We start from the raw sequence: 23,377 nt of genomic DNA, 5'->3' as shown, positions 1-23,377 counted from the left end.
TTCATCAAATAAAATTTAATTCCATCCTTCATAGTTGTTGTTTTGCATCAGATTTTTAACAATAATAAAATTATGAAGCAGCAATTTTTCGCTTTAAGTGCATTGCTATTATGTATTTTTTGCAGTATGGAAACTAAAGCACAGCAGACTCCGGCTTTTCACATTGGGGTAAAGGGAGGGGCAAACTTTACAAAAACCTCCACGGAATCTTCTTTAGAAGGGAAATACGGATTCGGTTATCAGGCAGGTGTAATGACAAGAGTGGATATCGGAAAACTGTATGTGCAGGGAGAAGCTCTGTTCAACAAAAGAAAAACATCATACCAGTCCCAAGACGGAAGCTCTTCAAAACTTTCATGGAACGCTATTGATATTCCAGTGGTAGTAGGATATAAACTGATTAAAGCAGATGACTTTAATGTGAGAGTATTTGCCGGAGGCGTTTACAGCTATGCTTTCAACAATAAAGTGTCTGCGTCTCAGGCCCTTCATGAAGGATTTAAAAAGTTTGACAAATCCAATATTGGCATTACGGGAGGTGTAGGATTAGATTATAAGAACTTCACGGTAGATTTGAGATATGAAACCGGCCTTACAAGCATCAGTAAAGAATTTAAGTCCAAACCCCACAGTTTCTCCCTTGGGATAGGTTATTTCCTGTTCTAAAAAACTTAAATTATCTTTACCATTAGAAACTGTTTTCCCTGCAGTTTCTAATTTTTTTATCAACCTATTTCCAATTCCATGACAAAATCTTTTGTTGCAAAAGAATACATATTTACTTTTATTTTCTGGCTTGTATTAGCGATTGTATTGTGGTTTAATTTCCAGAGTACAACAGAAAGTTATCTTGCGATGACCCAGGCTGCGATCATTGCGGCATTTTCGTTTACATTTACTCACTTTTTAACCAATAAGCTTCTTCCGAAAGCACTTCGGGAAAAGAAAATGAAACTGTTCCTGATACAGCTGGTCATGGTGATTTTCATGCTTAGTCTGGTTTTCTCCGTTATATTCACCTATCTTGAAGTGGAACCCAAAGATGAGCTTCCGGACAACTTCAGAGATCATTTACCTTTTTTGTGGAAGGGCTTTTATATGTCCCTGCCTGCCTCATTTCTGATCAACGGAGCAGCGTGTGGTGTAAAATTTTATAATGAACATGGAAGAATAGAGCGTGATCATATTCTCCTTCAGCAGGCTCATCTGGAAAACCAGCTCAAGCTTCTGCAGGATCAGATCAACCCGCATGTAGTATTTAATATCCTGAATCATATTCATATCCTGATGAAAACAGATACCCAGCTTGCCGATTTTTTACTGATGAAATTTTCGGATATTCTACGGTACCAGCTGTATCATTGCAACCAGCCACTGGTTCCTTTGGATAAAGAGATTGAGTATCTCCAAAACCTTGTTGAGGTAGAAAAACTGAGGTGGGGAAACGAGCTGGACGTAAAAGCCCAATGGCAGATCAATAACAGAAAAGCTTCTATTGCTCCACTACTTTTGGTTCCTTTCATAGAAAATGCATTTAAATACGTTTGCAGGCTTCCGGGACATAAAGGTTATGTGAAAATCTCCTGTAAAGAAAAGAATAACAGTCTGTATTTTTATGTCGAAAACTCCTATTCGGATATGGCAATCTATAAAAAGAAGGACGGAACGGGCGGAATCGGTCTTCAAAATGTAAAAAAACGTTTAAAATTACAATATCCGGACTCCCATGATCTGAAAATCGAATCCGATAATCACATCTTTAGAATAACATTAATACTAACATTATCCGACAGTTATGAGCTCTAATATTCCTAAAATGAAATGCCTTATTATTGATGATGAGCCTCTGGCGAGATTCCATCTTAAAGAACTGGCCGGTCAGATTGATTTTTTATCGGTTGAAGGAACATGCGCAACAGCATTGGAAGCCGACGCAAAGGTAAAGGAGAGTGAAATAGACCTTCTTTTCCTCGATATCAATATGCCTTATCTTACGGGCCTTGAATTTCTGGAACAGCTTGAGAATCCTCCTTTATGTATTCTCACTACCGCTTATTCCGAATATGCGCTGGAAGGATTTCGGCTGCAGGTGGTTGATTATCTTTTAAAACCCATTGCCTTCAACCGGTTTTACCAGGCAGTAAATAAGGCTCAGCAGCAATTTATCATCAGTGAAAAGCTGAAAAAAAACACTTTGCTGGATGATCCTTTTCTGTATGTAAGACAGTCTGATACTTTCATTAAAGTTTCCTGGGTTGATATTCTGTACATTGAGAGTATGCAGAATTATACCAGGCTTCATTTTAAAGATAAATCATTGATTATCCATCAGACGATGAAAGCGATTGAAGAATCACTTCCTTCGGATCATTTTTTCAGGATTCATAAATCATACCTCATCAATATTACCCATATTGATATGATTTCCGGAGGACGTCTTTTTATTAATAAAATTGAGCTTCCCATCTCCCGGACCCGCAAAGAAGAATTGCTTAACCAAGTGGTTTATAAGAAATTAATCAGTAAGTAACTGAAAGAAGCCGGAAACCGGAAATTATTACATTCCCCGTTTCCGGCTGTTTTTTATGGCAGATTCCAGCGTAATGATACTGCAGCGTAAAATGTACTTGAAAATCTTGGATCAGCTATTTTTTTGTCTCTGAAAATGCTGCTGATTTTCCGGTCATTTTCACTAAAGCTTCTCAATATCGCTGTTCCTCCCGTGAGACGTACGGTGAGCCTGTCATTGATTTTTAATTCCGGTCTGAGCCCTGCGGTGATCTGCTGATACCCTAACAACATCGATTTTCCGTTTATATTTCTCTCTGCCGTCATTCCGTTCAGTTCCACAACAGCTTTTAAAGCAAATTTATCCGAGAAAAGATATCCGGCTTCCATTCCTTCCGGGAAGTTGATCTTGAATTTAATCTTTCCGTTGGTCTTCCAGTCGAAATAAATCCATGGTAAAATCATAGGGACCCCAAAAGCAGTAGTTAGCACCGGCCCGGCTCCTAACGAAAGGTTTGGATTAAAATGCCTGATAAACAAAATTCCGCCCTGCCCCAGTACATCATCGAAATCTATTTTCTCAAGGTCTGTATATACTCCTACGGATGCCGTCATCATCAAACTCCATTTCTTACCCAGCGGTCTCATATGCTGTATTCCGACCTGTGCGTTCAGCATCTGATCCGGAAATAATGCTGTTTCGTAATTTTTGTGAGTCATCTTTGCGTATGATCCGCTCAGCAGCATAGACCATGCCCTTACTTTTCCATCATTATCTTTTTTTACAGACAAAGGAATGCTTAGATTCAGATCTACTCTTTTAAAATCGCTTTTGGAATTGGTCTTTGTACTGTCTTCCGGACGGATGTAATTGGATGCAGGAATGTATTCTGTTTTAAGCTCTGCAGAGAGCCCGGACTGTGCATTTATCCAGTATCCTAATGGTAATATACAGCATAAAGCTGTCGAAAGGGTTCTTTTCATATTTTAAATTTTATGCAAAGAGAACCCTTTGGCTATTTTTTACAAAAATTACTTGATTAAGTGCCCGGATTGTATGACAACAGGATCAAATACGAGGATTAATTTCCAGGTTGGGCAACCAATGCTGCAGTCACTTTTTGAGTCTTAAAGATACGATACCCGAACCATACAGCAATCAACGCCATAGCAGAACGCGTTACCACCATTGGAATAATAGAATCCGTTTCCAAAAAGCCAAGTAAAGCTGACATTAAAAATGTAACCATCAGCTGCATAAAACCAAGTAATGCAGCAGCTGTTCCTCTTCCCTCTTTGAATGGCGATAAGGCATGAGCTGATGTGATGGGAAATAATATACCAATGGCCAGCAATGACAGATACAGCATTGCAATTTCCAATGCTACAGAAAGATTTTCAGCCGCAATCAATATGTGAAGTGTACATACCACCAGCAACACAATGGTAGCAGCGAATAAAAGGGTGGAATTGCTTATTCTTTTGATCAGTTTAGGCGTAATATAAGCTGCCGTTATCAATGCTAAAGAATTAAAAGCAAAAATAAAGCTGAATGTGCTGCTCGAAAACCCATGGATCTCCATGAATAAAAACGGGGCATTGGAGATGTAAATAATCAAAGAGGCAAACGCGATACTTCCCACGATGGTACTGTTGATAAAATCCCTGTTGGAGATAATCATTTTCAGCTGATCCTTTAATCCTTTTTCATCCGGTATTTCATCATCGGAAAGCTTGATTCTGGTATTGGTTTCCGGTACATACTTATAAACCATGAAAAATGTGATCAGTCCCATGATGCATAAAAAAGCAAATGAACTGTTCCAGCCCCAGAATTTAAGGAATACACTTCCCAACAGCGGGGCCACAATGGGTGCGATTCCACTGATCTGCGACTGCTGCGAAAAGATGGTGACTGCTTTATGCTTATCATAGAGATCAATAATAATAGCCCTTCCGATCACAATCCCGGCGCTTCCACCAAATGCCTGCAGAAAACGCATGGCCCACAAAACATAAATATCCGAGGTAAAATAGATGGCTGTAGCTCCGATAATAAAAAGTAAAAGCCCGCAATACAGCATTGGTTTACGCCCTTTTTTATCAGATAAAGGTCCCCACAAGAGCTGCCCGAATGCAAATCCGGCAAAGAACGCCGAAATAGAGACCTGAATATGCCCGATATCCGTTTTAAAGATTTCGGCCATACTTGGGAAAGCGGGAAGATAAAGATCTATACTTAACGACTCCAGCGTGTTGAGCAGTGCAAGAATAAACACTACAATACTTAAATTCTTCTTCATAAATAACAATAAGCCTTCGCAGGCGATTTTTCAGCTGCAAAATTGCTGTAAAAAGCATCGCTTTTCAATAAAAGAACTGAAGGAAGTATAGGACAAACTGAAGATTTAAACTGAAAAACAAATGAAAAATATTAATTTATCCCCGTTATTGTGGTAAATATTGAGGATTATCTTTTTTCATTATTCTTAAAATTGTCGGGATTTTGCCCCGTATGTTTCTTGAAAAACCTTGAAAAATATGAAGCATCGTTAAATCCTAGTTTAAAAGCAATTTCCTTCACCGTGAGCGCTCCGAAGCTAAGCTCTCTTTTCGCCTCGAGGACAAGACGCTGAGAAATCATCTTTTTTACAGTCGTTCCTCTCAGATGGCGCACAATATCATTAAGATGATGGGTACTTATCTTTAACTGACCGGCATAAAAACCAGTCTCTTTATGCACTATATAATGTTTGTCAATAAGTCCCACCAGCTCCTGAATACGCTGGCGGTCATTCAATAAAGGCTCCTGAGGGATAATCTGCTCCCCGATGATGATGCAAAATGCTTTCAGATAGGCCTTTAAAAGCGCTGTTCTTGATGTTGTCGTATACTCCTGCTCCATCAGAGATATGATTGTACTGCAGGTTTTTTCGTTTTTTGGATGTAAAAAAAAGGGAAGCTCACCTCCGTTAAGTACTGATTCTATATCACATACTTCGGTGAAAATTTCCCTGCTTATCGCCATTGCATACCCTTCCTCTCCTTCCAGTTTCATATTGAATGCCTGCCCGGGTGCAATGATACAGATTTGATTATTTTCCAGTTTATAGCTTTCAAAATCCAGTTCCAAGCGGCTGTTTTCATACACTTCCCTGAACCAGATGATTTCAAAAAAATTATGCCGGTGAACATCATGAAAATTCTCCGGGCCCGCTGCGCTTAGTGTACTCATCTGAAACTCTTCAGAGGTCAGATGGTGAACGGGAATTTCTTTTTCAGGCGTAATCATTATTATGGTGTAAAATAATTAACTGGAAACAAAAACCACAGCAAAAAAAGTGCTGCGGTTTTCTTACAATATTTAAAATTAAATATAATTTTTCAATTTTATTGATATGCTTTTCCGGCCTACCTTTCGTTCAGCTGAAAACAAAATAATAAATTAAGCTCCAGATGCTCACAAAAAATAAGACAAAAACGAAAGACTCTTTCAAGTTCTGATTTCGTTTTTTTATGTAATGTTTATATAAAGTAACTATTACAAACGTTATAATTACTAAACATGGTAGTACTGTAAAAGTATACATTTTATTGGTTTAAAAAAGCATCCCATCCCTGAGCGGTGAGCGCTACCAGCTGGTTGGATCCTCTTGCTACCATAAAGTTTCCATCTTCTTTTTCTACGGCATGTCCTATAATGGTAAAATCCGGATGGTTTTTAATTTTATCAAAATCATTCGGTGAAATCGTGAACAGAAGTTCATAATCTTCACCACCGCTTAAAGCAGTCATTACCGGGTTTAAATTCATTTCATCTGCCGTAGAGATGGTAAGATTATCCAACGGAATTTTTTCCTCATACAATCTGAAACCTACTTTGGATTGGTCTGAAAGGTGAAGGATTTCGGAAGCCAGACCATCTGAAATATCAATCATAGAAGTTGGTTTAATATCCAGTTCTTCCAGGATTGTTTTAACGTCTGTTCTTGCTTCAGGTTTGAGCTGTCTTTCCAGGATATAATCATAGCCTTCCATTTCAGGCTGCATATTCGGATCAGCAAGGTAAACCGCATGTTCTCTTTCCAGAATCTGTAATCCCATATAGGCTCCACCTAAGTCTCCTGTTACTACAAGCAGATCATTCGGCTTTGCTCCGCTTCTTTTTACGATGTTTTCTTCATTTTCAATTCCTACAGCCGTAATGCTCATCACCAGCCCTGAATTGGAGCTTGTTGTATCACCTCCAACCAGATCAACTTTGTACCTTCCGCAAGCAGCCTGAATTCCTGAATAGATTTCTTCTAAAGCTTCCACAGGAAAACGGTTGGATACCGCAAGGGAAACCAATATCTGTGTAGGTGTCGCATTCATCGCAGCAATATCACTTAGGTTCACGACCACCGCTTTATATCCTAAATGCTTTAAAGGAACATAACCCAGATTAAAATGAACTCCTTCCGCCAGTACATCTGTTGTTAGAACTACTTTTTTGCTGTCTGGATTAATGACCGCCGCATCATCTCCTACTCCAAGTTCTGAAGATTCATTGGATAACGGAAAATACTCTGTCAAATGTTTAATAAGACCAAATTCTCCTAATTTTGAAATGGGCGTCAGCTCCTGTGATTTATCTTCAAACATGATTTTTTGTATTAATGTCCAATGTAAAAAGTATGAATGATGTAAAAATTGCTTCTCAAACTTTAAACATTAAACCTTGAATTTTAAACTTTGAATTATTGGGTAAGTTCTGCCGGGTCAATATTGTGCGGGTGGAAAGGAAACTTTTTGAAGTCTTCTTTCGATAATACAACAGTGTCCGGGGTTTTATACTTATTCATTGCTTCCACTACATCATCCGGTGGTGTGGTCATTTTTCTAAGCATCATATCAATCCATACGCCTGTAGCTTCTGCCGTGGCACAGTGCATTCCGTCCGGTGTATAGAATTTGTGTACGAAACGGTAGATGGAAGAATCCTCTGCACATCCGTCTATTTCCACACTTACGATTACCGTCTGATCAGCATAGATCTCTTTGAAGAAAGAATATCTTTCATGCAGGATCACCGGGCCGATTCCCCATCTGCTCAGCTGGGTAACCCCCATTTTCTCTTTAGTCATAAAAGCCATTCTGGCCTGTGCACAATATTGCACATATGATGAATTGGCCAGGTGCTTATTGGCATCAAGGTCGCTCCATCTTACTTCAAATTTATGGTAGAAAATCATATGAAAATCGTTTTTGATATAATTAAAATTATAATCTTCAAAAATACTCAAATAAGATGGTTTATAAAAATTGTACTTTTGAAAAAATAATCTTCCGCATAGGATTACCCATACATGAAACAGATCATTATTATCGGAGGCGGTGCTGCAGGCTTTTTCTGCGCATCTAATCTTGACGAAAAGAAATATACTATTACGATTTTAGAACAGAACTCAGATGTCCTTCAGAAAGTTAAAATTTCCGGAGGCGGACGCTGTAATGTGACGCACGCATGCTTTGATCCAAGAGAACTGGTTCAATTTTATCCCCGTGGAAATAAAGAATTGCTAAGTGTTTTTACTAAATTTCAGCCTGGTGATACCATGGAATGGTTTGACCAGCGTAATGTTCCTTTGAAAATTGAAAATGATAACAGAACTTTTCCTGAAAGTAACTCTTCCCAGACTATCATCAATACTTTCCTGAATGAAACTCAAAAGAAAAATGTCACTGTGCAGACAAGATGTACGGTAAAAGAGATTGAAAAACAGGACGAAAAATATATAGTGAAAACCAATTCAGGTGATTTTGAAGCAGATTATATCGTTTATACGACCGGAAGTTCGCCAAAATCGTTGAAAATCGTTGAAAATCTGGGTCATAAGATTGTAGACCTTGTCCCTTCCCTTTTTACTTTCAATATTAAAGATGAATTGCTGAAAGATCTTCCGGGAACAAGCTTTGAAAATGCAGGAATTTCTATTCCTAAGCTGAAAACTGAAGAAAGCGGACCTTTGCTTATTACGCATTGGGGGCTTTCCGGGCCTGCTGTTCTGAAAATTTCTGCATGGGAAGCGATAAGCCTGGCAAAGTTGAAATATAACTTTGAAATTGAAGTGAATTTCGTTTCTGTTGAAATAGATGAAGCGGAAGAAATGTTCCAGAATTTCAAGCAAAGCAATCCTAAAAAAACCATCGGACAATCTAAGATCTTTGATATTACCAACCGGTTCTGGCAGAAAATTTTAGAGATCTCAAAGGTTGATCTCAACAAACAGGTGGCTAATATTTCCGGAAAAGAAATGCAGAAAGTTCTGGAAAATCTTTGCAAAAAGAAGTTTCAAGTAACCGGAAAATCGACATTTAAAGACGAGTTCGTAACGGCCGGAGGCATTGATTTAAAGGAAATTAACTTCAAAAACATGTCTTCCAAATTACTTCCCAATTTCTATATTGCCGGAGAAGTTCTGAATATTGACGCCGTGACCGGAGGATTCAATTTCCAGGCATGCTGGAGTGAAGGATGGCTGATTGCACAGGATCTTAACAGCTTGTAAAAAATGATTACTTTTAATAAAAACTAAATACATGAAAAAAAATTTCGGTTTCTTTCTTTTACTCTGGTTCTTTTTAGGATACAGCCAGGAAAAAACAATCATCTCTGACTGGACATCATTCACACAAGCTGTCAATATAGAGCATAAACAGAATTGGAACTTCCGTATAACGGCAAAAATCAGAAAAGATAATGAGGATAATGGCTCCAATTGTGGATTATGGAGCAGAATAAATAATAAAGATGACTCTACAAGTTTCTTTGAAAATCAATATTATGGAATCCAGGTAACCCATGAATGGAAAACCTACGAAATAAAGGGAACCATCAATCCATCTGCGAAGACCATGACTATCGGAGCTTTTGCACAAAACAACGGCGATTTTTATTTTGACGATTTTAAGCTGGAAGTTAATGATGGAAAGTCAAAAAAGTGGATTGAAATCCCTTTGGAAAACTCAGGTTTTGAGAAAGATATCACATCCGGCGGCTGGTTTGAAGGAATCCATTCTCAGAACATAAAGCACGTAAAACATTTTACCATTGAAACTTCGGATTATCATCCATTCAGTGGCAACAAATCTTTGTTGATCAAAGGTCGTGGTATTATCGGAACAATGCCGGAAGGAAAATTTATGGATGTTAATGGTATCAAATTATATTATGAAGTCTATGGAGAAGGTGAGCCGGTTCTTATGCTTCATGGCAATGGCCAATCCATCAGTGCCTTTATGAACCAGAAGGACACCTTTGCTAAAAAATATAAAGTGATAATTGTCGATTGCCGCGAAAGAGGAAGGTCTACTTATGACAAAACAAAAGAACTTACTTTTGATATTCAGACAGAGGATCTTAAGCAGTTTTTAGAGAAGCTCAACATCAAAAAAACAAAAATTCTGGGCTGGAGTGACGGAGGAATTCTCGCACTGTCTATGGCCATGAAATACCCCGAAATGGTAGACAAAATTGCCTGTTCAGGAGCCAATATTTTTCCGGAAGGAGTGAAAGATCATGATTTAAAATCCATGAAAGAAATGCTTGTAAGCCTTACTAAAGAGAACAAAGACCATAAAAATGACATCTTTATTGATCTTCTGAATCTGGATTTGAAGTATCCTCAATGGAAATATGAAGACCTGAATAAAATTCAGTGCCCATCATTAATCATTGCTGGTGATAATGATCTTATAAAAACAGAACATACGGTAAAAATCGCAGAATCCATCCCAAAAGGACAATTAGCTATTATCCCCAATGCCAATCATTATGTTCCTGAAGAAAAACCGGAATTATTCAATGAATTAGTGCTTGATTTCTTTGAAAATAAATAACTAAAAACCAAATCATGAAAAAAATAATAACATTCATTTTATGTCTTGGATTTGGGTTCGCATTTTCTCAGGTAAAGGAAACTGAAATTCTACCGGCTAAAGATCAGTCTGAAGAGCATGTTTTGTCGAAAGACTCAAAATCTGCAGAATATCCCGGAGGATGGATGGCACTTCGAAAAGATATTGCTGACAGAATAAGGACGAAAAAAATAAATGTGGGAGGAATAGAAGGAACAATCACAGCGAGGGCAAAGTTTATAGTTAATATCAAAGGTAAAATAGAAGATATCACAGTAACTGGTGATAATGCCGATTTCAATAAAGAAATAGAAAGAGCTATAAAATCTCTGAAAGCTAAATGGAAACCAGCAGAATCCAAGGGTCGTATTGCCCGTAGCTATTATACTTTTCCTCTTACGATAAAACTTGATTAACAGCCGATGCTCTCTGCCAAAAGAAATACTGCCTTTTTCTTTAAAACCCTTTTAGTTTTAGGGTTCGGGTATTTCTTTTGGCTGATGCTTGAGATTACATTAGAATATATTCCTTATAATCCTGAAGTCAGCTTTCTGATGATTAAACAGACAGAAGTATTGGAAAGACCGGAATATCTTTCGTTTTTCTATACTCATGTTTATACGAGTATTTTTGTACTTCTTTCAGGCTTTCTTGCCCTCCTCAGAAAGAATTTTGGTGTAAAAAATTTCCACAGGAATATGGGAAAAATATATATTTTTCTCATTCTGATTTTTGCAGCACCTTCAGGAATTTATATGGGAGTTTTTGCCAACGGAGGCCTTCTGTCAAAAATTTCTTTTGTTATTTTAGGATTTTTATGGTGGTTTTCAACGTTGAAAGCGTATCTGCTGGCGAGACAGAAAAGGTTCAAAGAACACAAACAATGGATGTGGCGGAGCTTTGCTTTTACTTTATCTGCTATTACCTTGAGAATGTGGAAAGTAATTATTGTATATTTATTTCATCCCAATCCTATGGATGTTTATCAGATCATTGCATGGCTGGGCTGGATTCCCAACATCCTTATTATTGAATATTTAATCACAAAAAAACTTATATGAAAATTCTAAATTACACATTGATTTCCCTGCTTACAGTTTCTCTGTTAAGCTGCAAAAAAGAGCGAAAGACTACTGAATCAGGAAAAGATTCTCTGACTGCAAAGAAAGACTCTGTGATAATCCCCGAGGTTCACAAAGAATATTACGGAATTTATACCGGTGAATTTGCCGGCATGGAAAAGGTTGTTGACCCAACAGACGGCTCAGAATATGATGTCAGCAACTACAAGAGGATTTCTTTAAAGATCAACAGAATCACCCAGGATAGCGTATATGGACAAAGTATCGTAAATGGGAATCAGCGCCCGTTCAGAGGTGTTTTCAATGAATCCACGGCATCTTTTGTGCTTGATGAACCGGGCAATGACAAAACAGACGGAAGATTTGAAGTAAAATTAAAGGGAGACAGCTTAACCGGAAAGTGGAATGCTTTTGATAAAACAAGTGTTAAAGCACCTTCAAAAACGCTTAAACTGACTAAAAAAGAGTTTGTTTACAATCCGAATTTCATGCTGGATAAGGATTCTGACCTCGTAGACTGGTCAAACCCGAAAGAGTTTACCGAAAAGTATACCGATGAAGAGACCGGAAAAACAGAAAGCTATAAAACCTCTAAAAACCGTATAGCCTCTGAAGCAATTTTCAAGCTGAATGCATCTAAGCAGAAACTCACAGAAAAAGACCTTAAAAACTTAAGAAAACTGGATCTCGAGATCATCAAAAACTCTGTATTTGCAAGACATGGTTACTCTTTCAAAAAAGAAACCTACAGAAATTTCTTTGAGCAGACAGATTGGTATATCCCCGTTTCTAATAATGTGGACAATGATCTTTCTCCTCTGGAAAAAGAAAATGTGGCTTTACTGAACCGATTTACCAAATATGCAGAGGATAAATATGATAGTTTTGGCAGATAGAGAATAGGTTGTAGGGAATCAGGGATTAGGGGTTGAGGTTAAGCCATCACTGTTTGTCATCTTTACGAAAATATAGAGCAGCAGACAGCCTATGGCATAGCAAAGGTTGTCAATCCAGGAAAAAGAGTTTCCAATGACAATATACATCAGGCTTCCAGGACGGAAGCCTAGTTTTTCTGCAATATGGAAATACTGTGCAAATTCTACCGCAAAGGAAAAAATAAGAATTCCCGGGATCAGCTTCTGATCATTTACTTTTACAAAACTTTTTACAAACGTGTAAAGAAGCATGACCACAATAACATCTCCAAGATAAGCTCTCACAAAGAAAATATCATTAAGTTTGGTGGCAATCAGTACTTCTGCCAGAAAAATAAAAATTGTAAGAAGGAGATATTTCAGGCTGAATTGGAATTTCATTTCAAATTGGTATTAGGCATAAAAAATCGGTATTCAATGAACACCGATTTATTTTTACAGGAACAAATATATTATTTCTTCACTTTAATTGTACATCCGATGGCTACAGTTTTAGATGTTTTCACCATTTCCCCCTTGATCAGAGCATTTACTGCATCCTGTGCATAATATTCTGATACATCATTCGGGTTATCATAATTATTATCGATAGCACCAATGTATTTTACGATATTCTTTCCGTTTTCTCTTTTCAGTACAAAAACATGCGGTGTCTTTGTTGCTCCGTACTGTGGATAAATTTTCTGCCCTTCATCTACAAGATAGGGAAAAGTAAATCCTTTCTGCTTTGCTCTTTCAATCATCTGCTGATAACCGTCTTCCGGCTGTACGTTGGGATCATTCGGATTGATGGCAATGACCGGATATCCCTGAGCTTTATACTTTTTGTCCAGCTCAATAATCCTGTCTTCATATTTCTTTGCGTACGGGCAATGATTGCAGGTAAATACTACAATGAATCCCTTTGCGCTTTTGAAATCACTTAACGAAACCATTTTCCCGTCAATATTTTTAAGCTTAAAATCAGTGGCTTCATCCCCTATTTCGTAGCCTTTTACAGATGAAACATTCACGCTCTTATCTGTAGTCTTATGATCATCTTTCGTTGTAAAGTTCAGTAATCCCAGCCCAACGACAAATGCGGTCATTACAATTTTCAGGTTTTTCATAATCGATTATTTATTACAGGTTTTCTTTAATTGTTTTTTCGAGATCTTCTTTGCTCATTTCACCGTCGTTGAAATAGATTTTTGATCCGTTTTTATAGAACAGCGTTACCGGAATATTCCCGTCCCAGTCTTTTTCAAACCTTGGAATCCAGGTATTCATTCTTTTGATATCATCCAACAGAAGTACTTCAGCAGTAAGGTTTTTATTTTTAATGAATTTAATTACTCTTTCTTTATCAGCTGACCTGTCCAATGAAACCAGAATCATCTTATACATCTGATTACCTGCATATTTAGTATTTACTTCCATAAAATGAGGCAGCTCTTTTACACATGGACCGCAGGTTGTAGACCAGAAGTTCACAACAAGCAATTTATCATGTTCCTGCTGAATACGCTTCTCCAGGTCTTCATATCTTACGACAGAAACTTCCGTCTGCTGGGCTTTGAAAACCGAGCAGCACAAAAACAGGGCTGATATTTTTACTATATTTTTCATTTTTAAAATACAAACAACTACAAATCATCAATATACAAAAATAAAATTCACCTATTGGATCAATTTCTTACAAAAGAATAATTTATTTGTCCATTGATTCATTTTTTTGATATTTTTACGGCTTAAATTAAAACCATGAAAAAAGCTTATTTACTGCTGCCAGTTTTCTTTTTGGCATCCTGCTCAAGCAGCAATGATGATACAGATTCATCCAACAACAATCAAAATAATAATGATAACAGCCCGGTTTTAGTAACAAAAATGGTTGCGGACGGAGAGACCTCAACCTATACTTACAATGGCTCAAAAATCTCCCAGATTAAAAACATTACCAATGGTGAAGTGACCTCTTTCAGTTATTCAGGAGATCTGATTACCCAGCAGGTAACAACGGGTTCAAGCACCAGCTATAAAACAACCTATGTTTATGATGGAAGCAGCAGATTGAGCAAAAAAACATACAGTGAGACTTACCTTACGTCCGGAACTATTTCTACGGTAGAAACCAATTATAACTATCTTTCCGGTAATAGTGTAAAAATCACGTATACAGCAAGCTTTACCGGATCTTCAGCCGTACGAACAGGCAGCAAAACGGCCACATTAAATGCCGACGGTTCTCTTAGCAGCTGGACAGAAACGGCATCAGTACCCAGTAATACAGGCGGTTTTCACAGTGCAACAGGTGCTTTACAACCTATTGTGTATGATACCAAAAATGTCCCTTTTAAAAATATAACAGGGTTTTTAAAAATTATTGATACGGAAGATGAAAACGGATCCGTACACAATATACTAAGTTATAATCATGTTCTTAATTATAACAACGGAGCAGGAAGTGGGGAATGGGGAATCTTTAAATGCGTTTATGAGTATAATAGCAGCGGATATCCTACAAAGAATGTCAAAACATACTATAATAAGACAGGAACTGGGGTAACAAATAGTGAAATGAACACTTACGAATATAATCATTTATAATACAATGGAGCGCTTAAGGCGCTCTTTTTGTTTTCATTAACACATATGTTAATTTTATCACAATTGATAGAATTATATGAATGGTTTTGTATATTTGGGTTGAATCAAAAACTAAATTACCATGAAAAAACAAAACATTCAGCCCAAAAAGCTTTCAAAAAGTGAATTAAAAAAAATTAACGGAGGAGCATTTTCTCCAAGGTGTCTGCGTGGATTCTGCATGCTGCCTGACTCTGTCGAACCGGTACCGGGTCTTGTAGGAAAAGACGGTTTCTGCTGTTAATGTATACAAATTAAATAAAACAATAACCCTAATCAAATCATCATGAAAAAATCAAACGCTCAGAAAAGAAAATTAACAAAAAGCGAACTGAAAGAAATTAACGGAGGTAATGGACCTGTTGTATGCCCGGAAGGACTTTGCGACAGAGGTGACGGGGAATATGTAATCGGGCCCGTAGGAAGAAACGGATATTGCTGTTAATAGCAAAAGCTTTGTTAGATACTAAGATTGAGGTGCGGCCTCAATCTTTTTTTGTGAAGGAGAAATCTTTTGCAAAAAGTTAACAATTTGAATCACAATATTTTGCAGCTATTAAAATAACTTGTAAATTAGCTTTTACCAAATTAAAATTATTATGAAAAATTCAAAAAATCAGAAAAGAAAACTTAGCAAAAATGAGCTGAAAGAGATCAGCGGGGGAGCCAACAGACCGATCTGCCCAAGAGTGATAAGCTGCACAGATCCGAATACCGGAGAAGAGCGATACGGAGTTCCCGGCATGCAGGATGGATTTTGTTGTTAACCAGGTTTATACTATTTAAACAAGGAATATGAAAAATTCAAACCTGAAAACGAGGAAACTCAACAAAGCTGAGCTCAAGGAAATCAACGGAGGGGCAGCTGCCTGCGCTGAAGGATTATGCAAACTAAGAGGAGTCAGCCACTTCCTTATTATCGGCCCGAGGGGCAGTGACGGCTACTGCTGCTAATCAGACTTTTAGCATTAAAAAAATGATTGGATTACCCTCCAATCATTTTTTTTATCGCATTCAGCTTCATTAAAGCTTCAATCGGTGTTAACGTATTGATATCTATTTTCGTTAGTTCTTCACGAATATTCTCCAGAACAGGATCATCGAGCTGGAAGAATGAAAGCTGCATATTTTCTTCTGTCACTCTTTTAATGCTTTCTGAAGTACTTCCACTTCCCTGAGTTCTGCTCGCTTCAAGTGTTTTAAGAATTTCATTGGCCCTGTTTACCACTTTGGCAGGCATCCCGGCCAGTTTTGCCACGTGGATACCGAAACTGTGTTCGCTTCCGCCCGGAACAAGCTTTCTCAGGAAAATGATATTTCCTTTGTTTTCTTGAATAGAAACGTGGAAATTTTTCACCCTTTCGAAATTGACGGTCATTTCATTCAATTCATGATAGTGCGTAGCAAATAATGTTTTTGCCTGCGTTGGATGCTGATGAAGATATTCTGCAATCGCCCATGCAATAGAAACTCCGTCATAAGTAGAAGTTCCACGGCCGATTTCATCTAATAAGATCAGGCTTCGTTCTGAAATATTGTTCAGAATATTGGCTGCCTCGTTCATTTCTACCATGAAAGTAGATTCTCCGGCAGAAATATTATCGGTAGCACCTACCCTTGTAAAAATTTTATCCAGCATCCCGATCTCCGCATGTTTTGCAGGGACAAAACTTCCGATCTGTGCCAGAAGACATACAATAGCTGTCTGACGCAGAATTGCCGATTTACCGGCCATGTTAGGTCCTGTTACCATGATAATCTGCTGAGAATCCTTATCCAGGAAGATATCATTCGGGATATATTTTTCTCCTAACGGAAGTGCATTTTCAATGATCGGGTGTCTTGCTTCTTTTAAATCTATAGCATAACCGTCATTCAAAACGGGCTTTGTATAACTCTCAGATACAGCAAGTTCAGACAATCCCGCAGCCACATCAAGCTGGGCAATAATATTGGAATTCCCCTGAATCTGATCGATGTAAACCATTGTTTCTCCACATACATTTCTGTACAGTGATGTTTCCAGAACGCCTATTTTTTCTTCGGCACCAAGAATCTGGTTTTCATATTCCTTTAATTCTTCGGTAATATATCTTTCAGCATTTACTAAAGTCTGCTTTCTTACCCAGTCATCAGGAACTTTATCTTTGTGAGTGTTCCGAACCTCAATATAGTATCCGAACACATTATTAAAATCAATTTTAAGGCTGGTAATTCCTGTTCTTTCAATCTCTCTCTGGCACATTTCATCTAAGAAACCCCGTCCTTTGCTCTGAAGATTTCTCAGTCGGTCCAGCTCTTCAGAAACGCCTTCTTTAATGATATTTCCTTTGGCAATACTTACCGGAAGTTCTTCGTTAAGATGATTCTGCAGGAATTTAATCAATTCTTCCAGATCAAATAAAGGCTCTAACCACGCCAGCACATCTGCATGAGGATGCAATAACGCTTTGATTTTATGGATATTAATTAAACTTTGGCGTAAATACCCAAGTTCTTTAGGTGAAATTTTCTCTGCGGCCAGTTTTCCCATCAACCTGTCAAGATCTGAAATGGATTTCAGAAGCTGGCAGATTTCATATTTCAGAGGATCATTTTCGTTCAAGAAATCAATCAGGGAAAGTCTCCTCATAATCTCATCCACAGATTTTAAAGGAAGGATAATTCTCCTTCTCAATAATCTTCCTCCCATCGGAGTAGATGTTTTATCAATGATATCCAGCAGAGATTTCCCCTGTGGGTTGCTTGGATAAACAATTTCAAGGTTTCTCAGGGTAAAATTATCCATCATCAGATAATCTTCCTGAGGAATGATCTGCAGTTTCGTAATATGAGCCAGCAGATTATGATGGGTATCTTCTACGAGATATGCAAAAATAGCTCCTGCTGCTGTAATCGCCAGTGGAAGACCTTCCACTCCAAACCCTTTTAATGAATTGGTTTTAAAGTGATTGGTTAATTTTTCATAGGCAAAATTATATTGGAAAGCCCAGTCTTCAAGCTTAAAAGCATTTTTATTTTTAATCTGCTCCGGAATCTGTGTGCTTCTCTGGAAAATAATTTCACTCGGGTCAAAAGTATTGACAATGTGCAAAAGCTTTTCCAGGTTTCCTTCACTTACCAGAAACTCTCCTGTGGAGATATCTACTAAAGCAATTCCGTACTTCTCTTTTTCCTTATGTAATGAAAGAAGGAAGTTGTTCTTTTTAGAATTCAAAACCTGGTCATTGAAAGTAACACCAGGCGTAACCAATTCAGTAACACCACGTTTTACAATTCCTTTCACCATTTTAGGATCTTCCAACTGATCACAGATTGCAACCCTCATCCCGGCTCTTACCAGCTTGGGAAGATAAGAATCTATGGAATGATGTGGGAAACCAGCCAGTTCCACGCTTCCTTCGCCGTTATTTCTTTTGGTAAGAACAATACCCAGAATCTGGGATGTTTTCACGGCATCCTGCCCAAAAGTTTCATAAAAGTCTCCCACTCTGAAAAGTAAAAGCGCATCCGGATATTTACCCTTGATGGTATTATACTGAGTCATTAATGGAGTTTCCTTCTTCGTTTTTGCCATAGTAAAAAATGAGCCCCAAATTTAAAAAAATAAATTCAGGGTAATAGAATTGTTTAAGGGTTAATCTTCCCGACTTTTCTTTATCAGTAATTAATCGTACTTTTCGCCTGTCAAATCACATTATTTATGGAATTTCCTGTCTTAGAGACTGAAAGGCTTATTTTGCGCCAGCTTACTTTTAATGATACCCAGGACCTGTTTGAATACTTTTCTCTGGATGAAGTTATGGAATATTATGACCTGGAAACCTTCAAAACCGAAGATGATTCCCGGCGCATTATCCAGCATTTTAACAGTGAATTCGAAAAAGGAAAAGGTTTCAGATGGGCTCTGGAACTAAAATCCCATGGAAAAGTTATTGGAACCTGCGGCTATCACAACTGGTACAAAGAGCATTTCCGGGCTGAAATTGGTTATGAACTCAATCCCAAATTCTGGCAGCAATCCTATATGAAAGAAGCGATTCTTCCGATTCTGACCTATGGATTTGAAAGTATGAGGCTCCACCGTGTAGATGCTTTCATAGATCCTTCCAATATTTCTTCTGAAAGGCTGTTATCTTCTTTAAATTTCAGCAAAGAAGGAACGTTGAAAGATTATTTCTTTGAAAAAGGGAAATTTGTAGATGCAACGATCTTCGGTCTTATTAATAAATAAATTGATTTTAAATTTAATGCTAAGAAGCAAAGAAAATTGATATTGATGCTTCTTATTTTCGTTCGCAAAGGCATTTCATTTAGCAATTGAAGTGCTTTCCTCGCTGAGTGAAACGCCTTTGCGACCCTTTATAAACAGATAAGCATTAAACTAGCGTTCAATGCGTTAAAAATTATCTAAACTCTAATTCTTATCATTAAGAAAGGTGCTTTTCCAAAGCATCTGAACTTTTCTTATAGGCCCATTTCTGCTTGTAATTCACCCATTTAGCTTTGAAAAGTTTTCGCATCAGTTTATCCGTGTACCTCATAATGAAGACATGGTACAGCATACTGGCAAAGACATTGGGCTTATTGGGAAGCGCTCTTAAAGAAAGGGAAAACCCAGGTTCAAGATATCTGTTGAAATGCCAGAATGCTCCTGGAATAAAGAGGGCATCACCATGCTCCATGAAGATTTCGTATCCTTTGGCATATTTCAGTGCCGGAAATTTCTCATAATCAGGATTTTCATAATCAACCTCGTAAATGGTATGCACAGACAAAGGAACTTTATATAAAAAGGGCGACTGCTTCTGATCAAATAATAAAATCCTTTTCTTTCCTTCAAAATGGATATGCATAAAATCACCTAAATCCACATCGTAATGCATTAAAACATGAGCCTCACTTCCACCGAAAAACAAAGTCGGCAGTCTTTTAAAGAACTTTATTCCAAGATCAGGATAGGTGAAATTTTTCAGTAACTCGGGAAGCCTGTCTGTGATGATATAGAAAAAAATTCGCAGATCTGAAGGTTTGCTTTTGATGGTATCAATATAGTCCTTCATTTTCATCCGGGTCACCGGAGCATCAGAACTTTTGGCGGCATCAGCCGGTTTGTTATCATATAAAGGAACTTCCTGATCTCCTGCCTTTTCTTTGATATAGGCAAGATTCCATTTGTCAAAAGCCTCCCACCGGCTGGCAAAATTCTTAATTAAAAGAGGTTTCTGCTTTTTAAAATAATTCTTCTGAAAATCTTCTTTACTGATATCATCTACAATATCTACGTTTTCGAGGATCATGTACTTTGTATTTAATGCGAAATAAAAATAGTGTTTTTTTGAAACCTGAGAAAATTTAGATTAAAAGCGAGGGAAGCTGGAGGATAGATGCTGGAAGTTAATATTTGTCTGTAAACGCCTATACATCATTTCATAAAAAGATTTTATGAAATGACATAGACCTCTGTTCGGCTTCAATAACGTCCCTCTTCCTGCTTCATACTTCCTTACTTTATTGGCAGAGCTCATATGAAAAATTTATATTTGTAGTAATAAGTGAATTTATGAGAGTCTACAATACCAAACATTTCATTAAAATCCTTTTCAGCTTACACAAAAGTGATACTTTAAAAATTCTTTTTCCGAGTATGGTTCTTGTAGGGCTGTATTCATGGGGAATTCAGTATCTGGAAGTTGAATATCTGCACCTTACCACAAAATCTGGAGTGAGCAATGTAGGTATGATCCATTCTTTGCTGGGTTTTGTGCTTTCACTTTTGCTGGTTTTCAGAACGAATACTGCCTATGACAGATGGTGGGAAGGTCGAAAACTTTGGGGAAAACTGGTGAATGACACGAGAAACTTTGCGATAAAAATCAATACTATTCTTGGTGATAACCGCCAGGATGCTGAGCAGATTGCCAGATATTTAAAATATTTCCCGCACTTTTTAGCCAAACATCTTTCCAAGGAATCTACAAGGCTGGCTTTGGATGAAGATTATTCTGAAATTGAAAGCTCGTTGAAAAACCATGGACCAAGTGAAATTGTTATTCTATTAAGCCATAAACTGAATCAATTAAAAAAAGAAGGAAAAGTTTCTGAAGTTGAAATGCTGTACTTAGACACCCAGCTTTCAGGATTTCTGGATGTATGTGGAGGTTGTGAAAGAATCAAAAATACTCCGATTCCTTACTCCTATTCTTCTTTCATCAAGAAATTTATTATTCTGTATGTTTTTGCGCTGCCTATTGCGTACGTTATTACAATAGGGCTTTTTATGATTCCGCTTACTGTTTTTGTGTATTATGTTTTGATGAGCCTGGAGCTTATTGCAGAAGAAATTGAAGACCCGTTCAATAATGATGAAAATGATATTCCCATGGAAACCTTAGCTCAGAACATTGAGAAAAATGTACAGCAGATTATGATCAGAAAATAAAAAATCAAGCTTTTAAAGCTTGATTTCTTTAAGTTCGCCATCCTGTTTTATCTCTACAAATTTGCTTTCCCTGTTGGCAGCAGAATATCCGTAGAAAAAGGTGCTGTATATAGGAGTGGAATACAGATAAGCTCCATAGCCGTTATAAGCATCTGAGGTTCCTGTCTGCTGCTGATAACTTGCCGTTGCAGTAAAGTTGACAATGGTTTCAAGATAATATTTCCCGGGTTTGAGTTTTTCAAATTTAAATCTCCCATGGTCATCGGTTAAAGCTTCCACTCTGTATTTAAAAGCCTCTTCTGACATATATACAGTGGTCTTTTTATTTTCATATTTCTTTCTCATGTTATAAAATTCCTCAAAATAAGGAGTAACAGGAAAAAGCATAACAACCGTACCTTTGGGAGCATAATGCTTTTCTCCAAGTAACGGTTTGATTCCCCAGTTGTTTTTTTGTTTGGTAGAAGCCACTCCTTCAATGGTAGAGTTTCCAAATCCAAGCATGTCTCTTGCGAGCTTTTTATCAAAAAAAGCTTGAGGATAATAAGTATTTTGTGCACTCAGGTAAATAAATCCCCATATTAATATGAATAATGTGAATAATTTTTTCATAGTATATTTTTGAGTCAAATATAAGTATTTTACTATTTTTGAATTAAAAATAGCTATGAAGCACCTATTTCTATTGTTTTTTTCCACTTCTGTCCTGATCACGGCACAGAAACCTTGTGGATATAAAGACGGATTACAGGAAGGAGCCTGTAAAGAATTTTATGACAATGGCCAGGTAAAAAATACTGTGGAATGGAAAAAAGGGAAACTGGATGGCGATGCTGTTTTTTATTATGATAACGGAAAAGTGCAGTCGAAAGGAGAATATAAAAAAGGATACAAAGTAAAAGAATGGTCGTATTTTGATAAAAATGGAGTTCTTACTTCCAAGGAAGTTTTCAGAAATGGGGAGAAGAATATTTATGATAACAGTCTTACCGCCACTTTTTATTCTCCTGCAGGTAAAATAACTGAAATTTCCAATTATAAATTCAATAAATTACAGGGTGAAAGCAAGACCTTTCATGAAGATGGAAAATCAATAAAAGATATTGGCCATTATGACAACGGGCTGGCTACCGGAAAGTGGAAAGTTTTTTATCCATCTGGAAAATTACAGCGTGAAACTGAACTTGCCAACGATAAAAGAAACGGCAACAGAGTTCATTACCGTGAAGACGGAAGCATAGAAAAAACAGAGGTCTATAAAGACGGAAAATTAATCTCAACAAAATAATACAATTGGTACAGAAACTAAAACTGGAAGAACTTAACAGAATAGATGTAGAAACATTTAAGAAGGTTGAAAAAATTCCGTTGGTCATCATTTTAGATAATATCAGAAGTATGCACAACGTAGGTGCAGCTTTCAGAACGGCAGATGCGTTTTTAATTGAAAAAATAATCCTTTGCGGAATTACACCGCAGCCGCCCCATCGGGAGATTCATAAAGCGGCATTGGGAGCCACGGAAAGTGTAGACTGGTCTCATGACGCAGATACCAATAACGCAATTGCTGACCTGAAAAGCAAAGGATACGAAATTATCGGGATTGAGCAGACTACAGGAAGCCGGCTTATTACTGATTTCACGATCGACAGATCGAAAAAATATGCTTTGATCTTAGGAAACGAAGTGGAAGGAATCAGTGATGAAGTACTTCCGAATATTGATGTATTTTTAGAAATTCCTCAGCTTGGAACAAAGCATTCTCTTAATGTAAGTGTGTGCGCCGGAATTGTGATGTGGGAATTTGCAAAAGCATTAAAATAAAAAAACTGCATATGTCCTTAGTAGACAGTGCAGTTTGAAATAAATCTAATAAAAAGTAA

Annotated in this window: 27 protein-coding genes; 16 read left to right on the top strand and 11 right to left on the bottom strand. The window is 37.4% G+C overall.

Translation table 11 applies throughout. From position 1 onward, the window contains the following. Nucleotides 1–72 precede the first annotated feature (72 nt). The 3 genes from ACLI50_RS14815 to ACLI50_RS14805 all read left to right on the top strand — a co-directional run bounded on the left by ACLI50_RS14815 (nucleotide 73) and on the right by ACLI50_RS14805 (nucleotide 2,530). On the top strand, nucleotides 73–666 hold the full coding sequence (locus ACLI50_RS14815; protein ID WP_110009040.1) for a porin family protein: 594 nt from the start codon (nucleotides 73–75) through the stop codon (nucleotides 664–666). 78 nt (nucleotides 667–744) lie between these two features. Further along, complete coding sequence (locus ACLI50_RS14810) at nucleotides 745–1,806, top strand: sensor histidine kinase (protein WP_411414114.1); 1,062 nt, start codon at nucleotides 745–747, stop codon at nucleotides 1,804–1,806. Further along, nucleotides 1,796–2,530, top strand: coding sequence for a LytR/AlgR family response regulator transcription factor (locus tag ACLI50_RS14805; RefSeq protein WP_395972129.1), 735 nt, complete (start codon nucleotides 1,796–1,798; stop codon nucleotides 2,528–2,530). The genes ACLI50_RS14810 and ACLI50_RS14805 overlap by 11 nt, the downstream gene beginning before the upstream one ends. Before the next feature lie 53 nt (nucleotides 2,531–2,583). Here ACLI50_RS14805 and ACLI50_RS14800 read toward each other — a convergent pair whose 3' ends face one another. The 5 genes from ACLI50_RS14800 to ACLI50_RS14780 all read right to left on the bottom strand — a co-directional run bounded on the left by ACLI50_RS14800 (nucleotide 2,584) and on the right by ACLI50_RS14780 (nucleotide 7,742). Next, nucleotides 2,584–3,492, bottom strand: coding sequence for a DUF6268 family outer membrane beta-barrel protein (locus ACLI50_RS14800; protein WP_395972127.1), 909 nt, complete (start codon nucleotides 3,490–3,492; stop codon nucleotides 2,584–2,586). Between the two features lie 98 nt (nucleotides 3,493–3,590). Further along, complete coding sequence (locus tag ACLI50_RS14795; RefSeq protein WP_411414113.1) at nucleotides 3,591–4,811, bottom strand: multidrug effflux MFS transporter; 1,221 nt, start codon at nucleotides 4,809–4,811, stop codon at nucleotides 3,591–3,593. Between the two features lie 167 nt (nucleotides 4,812–4,978). Next, nucleotides 4,979–5,800: a helix-turn-helix domain-containing protein gene (locus ACLI50_RS14790; protein ID WP_411414112.1), complete on the bottom strand. Its 822-nt coding sequence runs from the start codon at nucleotides 5,798–5,800 to the stop codon at nucleotides 4,979–4,981. 299 nt (nucleotides 5,801–6,099) lie between these two features. Continuing rightward, nucleotides 6,100–7,152 (bottom strand): thiamine-phosphate kinase, encoded by a 1,053-nt coding sequence (gene thiL / locus ACLI50_RS14785; RefSeq protein ID WP_202842039.1) that lies wholly within the window; start codon nucleotides 7,150–7,152, stop codon nucleotides 6,100–6,102. 95 nt (nucleotides 7,153–7,247) lie between these two features. Then, nucleotides 7,248–7,742 (bottom strand): acyl-CoA thioesterase, encoded by a 495-nt coding sequence (locus ACLI50_RS14780; protein ID WP_202842041.1) that lies wholly within the window; start codon nucleotides 7,740–7,742, stop codon nucleotides 7,248–7,250. 114 nt (nucleotides 7,743–7,856) lie between these two features. On the opposite strand from ACLI50_RS14780, the gene ACLI50_RS14775 reads away from it, so the two are divergent. The 5 genes from ACLI50_RS14775 to ACLI50_RS14755 are packed head-to-tail and all read left to right on the top strand — an operon-like array spanning nucleotide 7,857 to nucleotide 12,385. Further along, entirely contained in the window at nucleotides 7,857–9,059 is a 1,203-nt protein-coding gene (locus tag ACLI50_RS14775; protein WP_202842043.1) for a BaiN/RdsA family NAD(P)/FAD-dependent oxidoreductase, read from the top strand. Nucleotides 9,060–9,090: 31 nt separating this feature from the next. After that, a complete protein-coding gene (locus ACLI50_RS14770; protein WP_411414111.1) occupies nucleotides 9,091–10,389 on the top strand; it encodes an alpha/beta fold hydrolase in 1,299 nt (432 codons plus the stop codon). 14 nt (nucleotides 10,390–10,403) lie between these two features. Further along, complete coding sequence (locus ACLI50_RS14765) at nucleotides 10,404–10,823, top strand: energy transducer TonB (RefSeq protein ID WP_202842047.1); 420 nt, start codon at nucleotides 10,404–10,406, stop codon at nucleotides 10,821–10,823. Between the two features lie 6 nt (nucleotides 10,824–10,829). After that, nucleotides 10,830–11,468, top strand: coding sequence for a DUF2306 domain-containing protein (locus tag ACLI50_RS14760; protein ID WP_343640955.1), 639 nt, complete (start codon nucleotides 10,830–10,832; stop codon nucleotides 11,466–11,468). Beyond that, nucleotides 11,465–12,385 carry a YARHG domain-containing protein gene (locus ACLI50_RS14755; protein WP_411414110.1) on the top strand — a complete coding sequence of 307 codons (921 nt, stop codon included), beginning with the start codon at nucleotides 11,465–11,467 and terminating at the stop codon, nucleotides 12,383–12,385. The genes ACLI50_RS14760 and ACLI50_RS14755 overlap by 4 nt, the downstream gene beginning before the upstream one ends. Before the next feature lie 18 nt (nucleotides 12,386–12,403). Here ACLI50_RS14755 and ACLI50_RS14750 read toward each other — a convergent pair whose 3' ends face one another. From ACLI50_RS14750 to ACLI50_RS14740, 3 genes are all read right to left on the bottom strand, one after another. Beyond that, nucleotides 12,404–12,805, bottom strand: coding sequence for a ribosomal maturation YjgA family protein (locus ACLI50_RS14750; protein ID WP_411414109.1), 402 nt, complete (start codon nucleotides 12,803–12,805; stop codon nucleotides 12,404–12,406). Between the two features lie 71 nt (nucleotides 12,806–12,876). Next, on the bottom strand, nucleotides 12,877–13,533 hold the full coding sequence (locus ACLI50_RS14745; protein ID WP_202842055.1) for a thioredoxin family protein: 657 nt from the start codon (nucleotides 13,531–13,533) through the stop codon (nucleotides 12,877–12,879). Between the two features lie 13 nt (nucleotides 13,534–13,546). After that, nucleotides 13,547–14,032: a TlpA family protein disulfide reductase gene (locus ACLI50_RS14740; RefSeq protein ID WP_343640960.1), complete on the bottom strand. Its 486-nt coding sequence runs from the start codon at nucleotides 14,030–14,032 to the stop codon at nucleotides 13,547–13,549. Between the two features lie 135 nt (nucleotides 14,033–14,167). On the opposite strand from ACLI50_RS14740, the gene ACLI50_RS14735 reads away from it, so the two are divergent. The 4 genes from ACLI50_RS14735 to ACLI50_RS14720 all read left to right on the top strand — a co-directional run bounded on the left by ACLI50_RS14735 (nucleotide 14,168) and on the right by ACLI50_RS14720 (nucleotide 15,819). Then, the gene (locus ACLI50_RS14735) at nucleotides 14,168–15,013 is read left to right on the top strand and encodes a hypothetical protein (protein ID WP_343640962.1); all 846 of its coding nucleotides are present in this window, start codon (nucleotides 14,168–14,170) and stop codon (nucleotides 15,011–15,013) included. Between the two features lie 121 nt (nucleotides 15,014–15,134). Further along, complete coding sequence (locus ACLI50_RS14730) at nucleotides 15,135–15,296, top strand: hypothetical protein (RefSeq protein ID WP_343640964.1); 162 nt, start codon at nucleotides 15,135–15,137, stop codon at nucleotides 15,294–15,296. A gap of 42 nt (nucleotides 15,297–15,338) precedes the next feature. Further along, nucleotides 15,339–15,497 (top strand): hypothetical protein, encoded by a 159-nt coding sequence (locus ACLI50_RS14725; protein WP_162800871.1) that lies wholly within the window; start codon nucleotides 15,339–15,341, stop codon nucleotides 15,495–15,497. A 154-nt stretch (nucleotides 15,498–15,651) separates the two neighbouring features. Further along, on the top strand, nucleotides 15,652–15,819 hold the full coding sequence (locus ACLI50_RS14720; RefSeq protein ID WP_202842062.1) for a bacteriocin: 168 nt from the start codon (nucleotides 15,652–15,654) through the stop codon (nucleotides 15,817–15,819). Nucleotides 15,820–16,037: 218 nt separating this feature from the next. On the opposite strand, the gene mutS is transcribed toward ACLI50_RS14720, so the two are convergent. Further along, on the bottom strand, nucleotides 16,038–18,629 hold the full coding sequence (gene mutS / locus ACLI50_RS14715; protein ID WP_343640969.1) for a DNA mismatch repair protein MutS: 2,592 nt from the start codon (nucleotides 18,627–18,629) through the stop codon (nucleotides 16,038–16,040). A gap of 126 nt (nucleotides 18,630–18,755) precedes the next feature. Between mutS and ACLI50_RS14710 the strand changes: the two genes are divergently transcribed. After that, the gene (locus ACLI50_RS14710; protein WP_411414108.1) at nucleotides 18,756–19,286 is read left to right on the top strand and encodes a GNAT family N-acetyltransferase; all 531 of its coding nucleotides are present in this window, start codon (nucleotides 18,756–18,758) and stop codon (nucleotides 19,284–19,286) included. Between the two features lie 196 nt (nucleotides 19,287–19,482). On the opposite strand, the gene ACLI50_RS14705 is transcribed toward ACLI50_RS14710, so the two are convergent. Further along, nucleotides 19,483–20,352 carry a cupin-like domain-containing protein gene (locus ACLI50_RS14705; RefSeq protein WP_202842068.1) on the bottom strand — a complete coding sequence of 290 codons (870 nt, stop codon included), beginning with the start codon at nucleotides 20,350–20,352 and terminating at the stop codon, nucleotides 19,483–19,485. Between the two features lie 263 nt (nucleotides 20,353–20,615). On the opposite strand from ACLI50_RS14705, the gene ACLI50_RS14700 reads away from it, so the two are divergent. Next, entirely contained in the window at nucleotides 20,616–21,494 is an 879-nt protein-coding gene (locus ACLI50_RS14700; RefSeq protein WP_110009020.1) for a bestrophin family protein, read from the top strand. Nucleotides 21,495–21,506: 12 nt separating this feature from the next. Here ACLI50_RS14700 and ACLI50_RS14695 read toward each other — a convergent pair whose 3' ends face one another. After that, complete coding sequence (locus ACLI50_RS14695) at nucleotides 21,507–22,106, bottom strand: hypothetical protein (RefSeq protein WP_227941281.1); 600 nt, start codon at nucleotides 22,104–22,106, stop codon at nucleotides 21,507–21,509. Between the two features lie 55 nt (nucleotides 22,107–22,161). Here ACLI50_RS14695 and ACLI50_RS14690 point away from each other — a divergent pair, with 55 nt between their 5' ends. Together ACLI50_RS14690 and ACLI50_RS14685 are read left to right on the top strand one after the other, a co-directional pair. Continuing rightward, entirely contained in the window at nucleotides 22,162–22,782 is a 621-nt protein-coding gene (locus ACLI50_RS14690; RefSeq protein WP_227941282.1) for a toxin-antitoxin system YwqK family antitoxin, read from the top strand. A 5-nt stretch (nucleotides 22,783–22,787) separates the two neighbouring features. Continuing rightward, nucleotides 22,788–23,318 carry an RNA methyltransferase gene (locus tag ACLI50_RS14685; protein WP_110009018.1) on the top strand — a complete coding sequence of 177 codons (531 nt, stop codon included), beginning with the start codon at nucleotides 22,788–22,790 and terminating at the stop codon, nucleotides 23,316–23,318. The last annotated feature ends 59 nt before the right edge of the window (nucleotides 23,319–23,377 follow it).

The organism is Chryseobacterium cupriresistens, assembly GCF_046614675.1.
Lineage (GTDB): Bacteria > Bacteroidota > Bacteroidia > Flavobacteriales > Weeksellaceae > Chryseobacterium > Chryseobacterium cupriresistens.
This window is presented reverse-complemented; position numbering and strand designations above follow the sequence as displayed.

Bases quoted from the DNA above. Each gene is read 5' to 3' on its own strand.
- ACLI50_RS14815 (WP_110009040.1), top strand. From the start codon at position 73: ATGAAGCAGCAATTTTTCGCTTTAAGTGCATTGCTATTATGTATTTTT.
- ACLI50_RS14810 (WP_411414114.1), top strand. From the start codon at position 745: ATGACAAAATCTTTTGTTGCAAAAGAATACATATTTACTTTTATTTTC.
- ACLI50_RS14805 (WP_395972129.1), top strand. From the start codon at position 1,796: ATGAGCTCTAATATTCCTAAAATGAAATGCCTTATTATTGATGATGAG.
- ACLI50_RS14800 (WP_395972127.1), bottom strand. From the start codon at position 3,492: ATGAAAAGAACCCTTTCGACAGCTTTATGCTGTATATTACCATTAGGA.
- ACLI50_RS14795 (WP_411414113.1), bottom strand. From the start codon at position 4,811: ATGAAGAAGAATTTAAGTATTGTAGTGTTTATTCTTGCACTGCTCAAC.
- ACLI50_RS14790 (WP_411414112.1), bottom strand. From the start codon at position 5,800: ATGATTACGCCTGAAAAAGAAATTCCCGTTCACCATCTGACCTCTGAA.
- thiL (WP_202842039.1), bottom strand. From the start codon at position 7,152: ATGTTTGAAGATAAATCACAGGAGCTGACGCCCATTTCAAAATTAGGA.
- ACLI50_RS14780 (WP_202842041.1), bottom strand. From the start codon at position 7,742: ATGATTTTCTACCATAAATTTGAAGTAAGATGGAGCGACCTTGATGCC.
- ACLI50_RS14775 (WP_202842043.1), top strand. From the start codon at position 7,857: ATGAAACAGATCATTATTATCGGAGGCGGTGCTGCAGGCTTTTTCTGC.
- ACLI50_RS14770 (WP_411414111.1), top strand. From the start codon at position 9,091: ATGAAAAAAAATTTCGGTTTCTTTCTTTTACTCTGGTTCTTTTTAGGA.
- ACLI50_RS14765 (WP_202842047.1), top strand. From the start codon at position 10,404: ATGAAAAAAATAATAACATTCATTTTATGTCTTGGATTTGGGTTCGCA.
- ACLI50_RS14760 (WP_343640955.1), top strand. From the start codon at position 10,830: ATGCTCTCTGCCAAAAGAAATACTGCCTTTTTCTTTAAAACCCTTTTA.
- ACLI50_RS14755 (WP_411414110.1), top strand. From the start codon at position 11,465: ATGAAAATTCTAAATTACACATTGATTTCCCTGCTTACAGTTTCTCTG.
- ACLI50_RS14750 (WP_411414109.1), bottom strand. From the start codon at position 12,805: ATGAAATTCCAATTCAGCCTGAAATATCTCCTTCTTACAATTTTTATT.
- ACLI50_RS14745 (WP_202842055.1), bottom strand. From the start codon at position 13,533: ATGAAAAACCTGAAAATTGTAATGACCGCATTTGTCGTTGGGCTGGGA.
- ACLI50_RS14740 (WP_343640960.1), bottom strand. From the start codon at position 14,032: ATGAAAAATATAGTAAAAATATCAGCCCTGTTTTTGTGCTGCTCGGTT.
- ACLI50_RS14735 (WP_343640962.1), top strand. From the start codon at position 14,168: ATGAAAAAAGCTTATTTACTGCTGCCAGTTTTCTTTTTGGCATCCTGC.
- ACLI50_RS14730 (WP_343640964.1), top strand. From the start codon at position 15,135: ATGAAAAAACAAAACATTCAGCCCAAAAAGCTTTCAAAAAGTGAATTA.
- ACLI50_RS14725 (WP_162800871.1), top strand. From the start codon at position 15,339: ATGAAAAAATCAAACGCTCAGAAAAGAAAATTAACAAAAAGCGAACTG.
- ACLI50_RS14720 (WP_202842062.1), top strand. From the start codon at position 15,652: ATGAAAAATTCAAAAAATCAGAAAAGAAAACTTAGCAAAAATGAGCTG.
- mutS (WP_343640969.1), bottom strand. From the start codon at position 18,629: ATGGCAAAAACGAAGAAGGAAACTCCATTAATGACTCAGTATAATACC.
- ACLI50_RS14710 (WP_411414108.1), top strand. From the start codon at position 18,756: ATGGAATTTCCTGTCTTAGAGACTGAAAGGCTTATTTTGCGCCAGCTT.
- ACLI50_RS14705 (WP_202842068.1), bottom strand. From the start codon at position 20,352: ATGATCCTCGAAAACGTAGATATTGTAGATGATATCAGTAAAGAAGAT.
- ACLI50_RS14700 (WP_110009020.1), top strand. From the start codon at position 20,616: ATGAGAGTCTACAATACCAAACATTTCATTAAAATCCTTTTCAGCTTA.
- ACLI50_RS14695 (WP_227941281.1), bottom strand. From the start codon at position 22,106: ATGAAAAAATTATTCACATTATTCATATTAATATGGGGATTTATTTAC.
- ACLI50_RS14690 (WP_227941282.1), top strand. From the start codon at position 22,162: ATGAAGCACCTATTTCTATTGTTTTTTTCCACTTCTGTCCTGATCACG.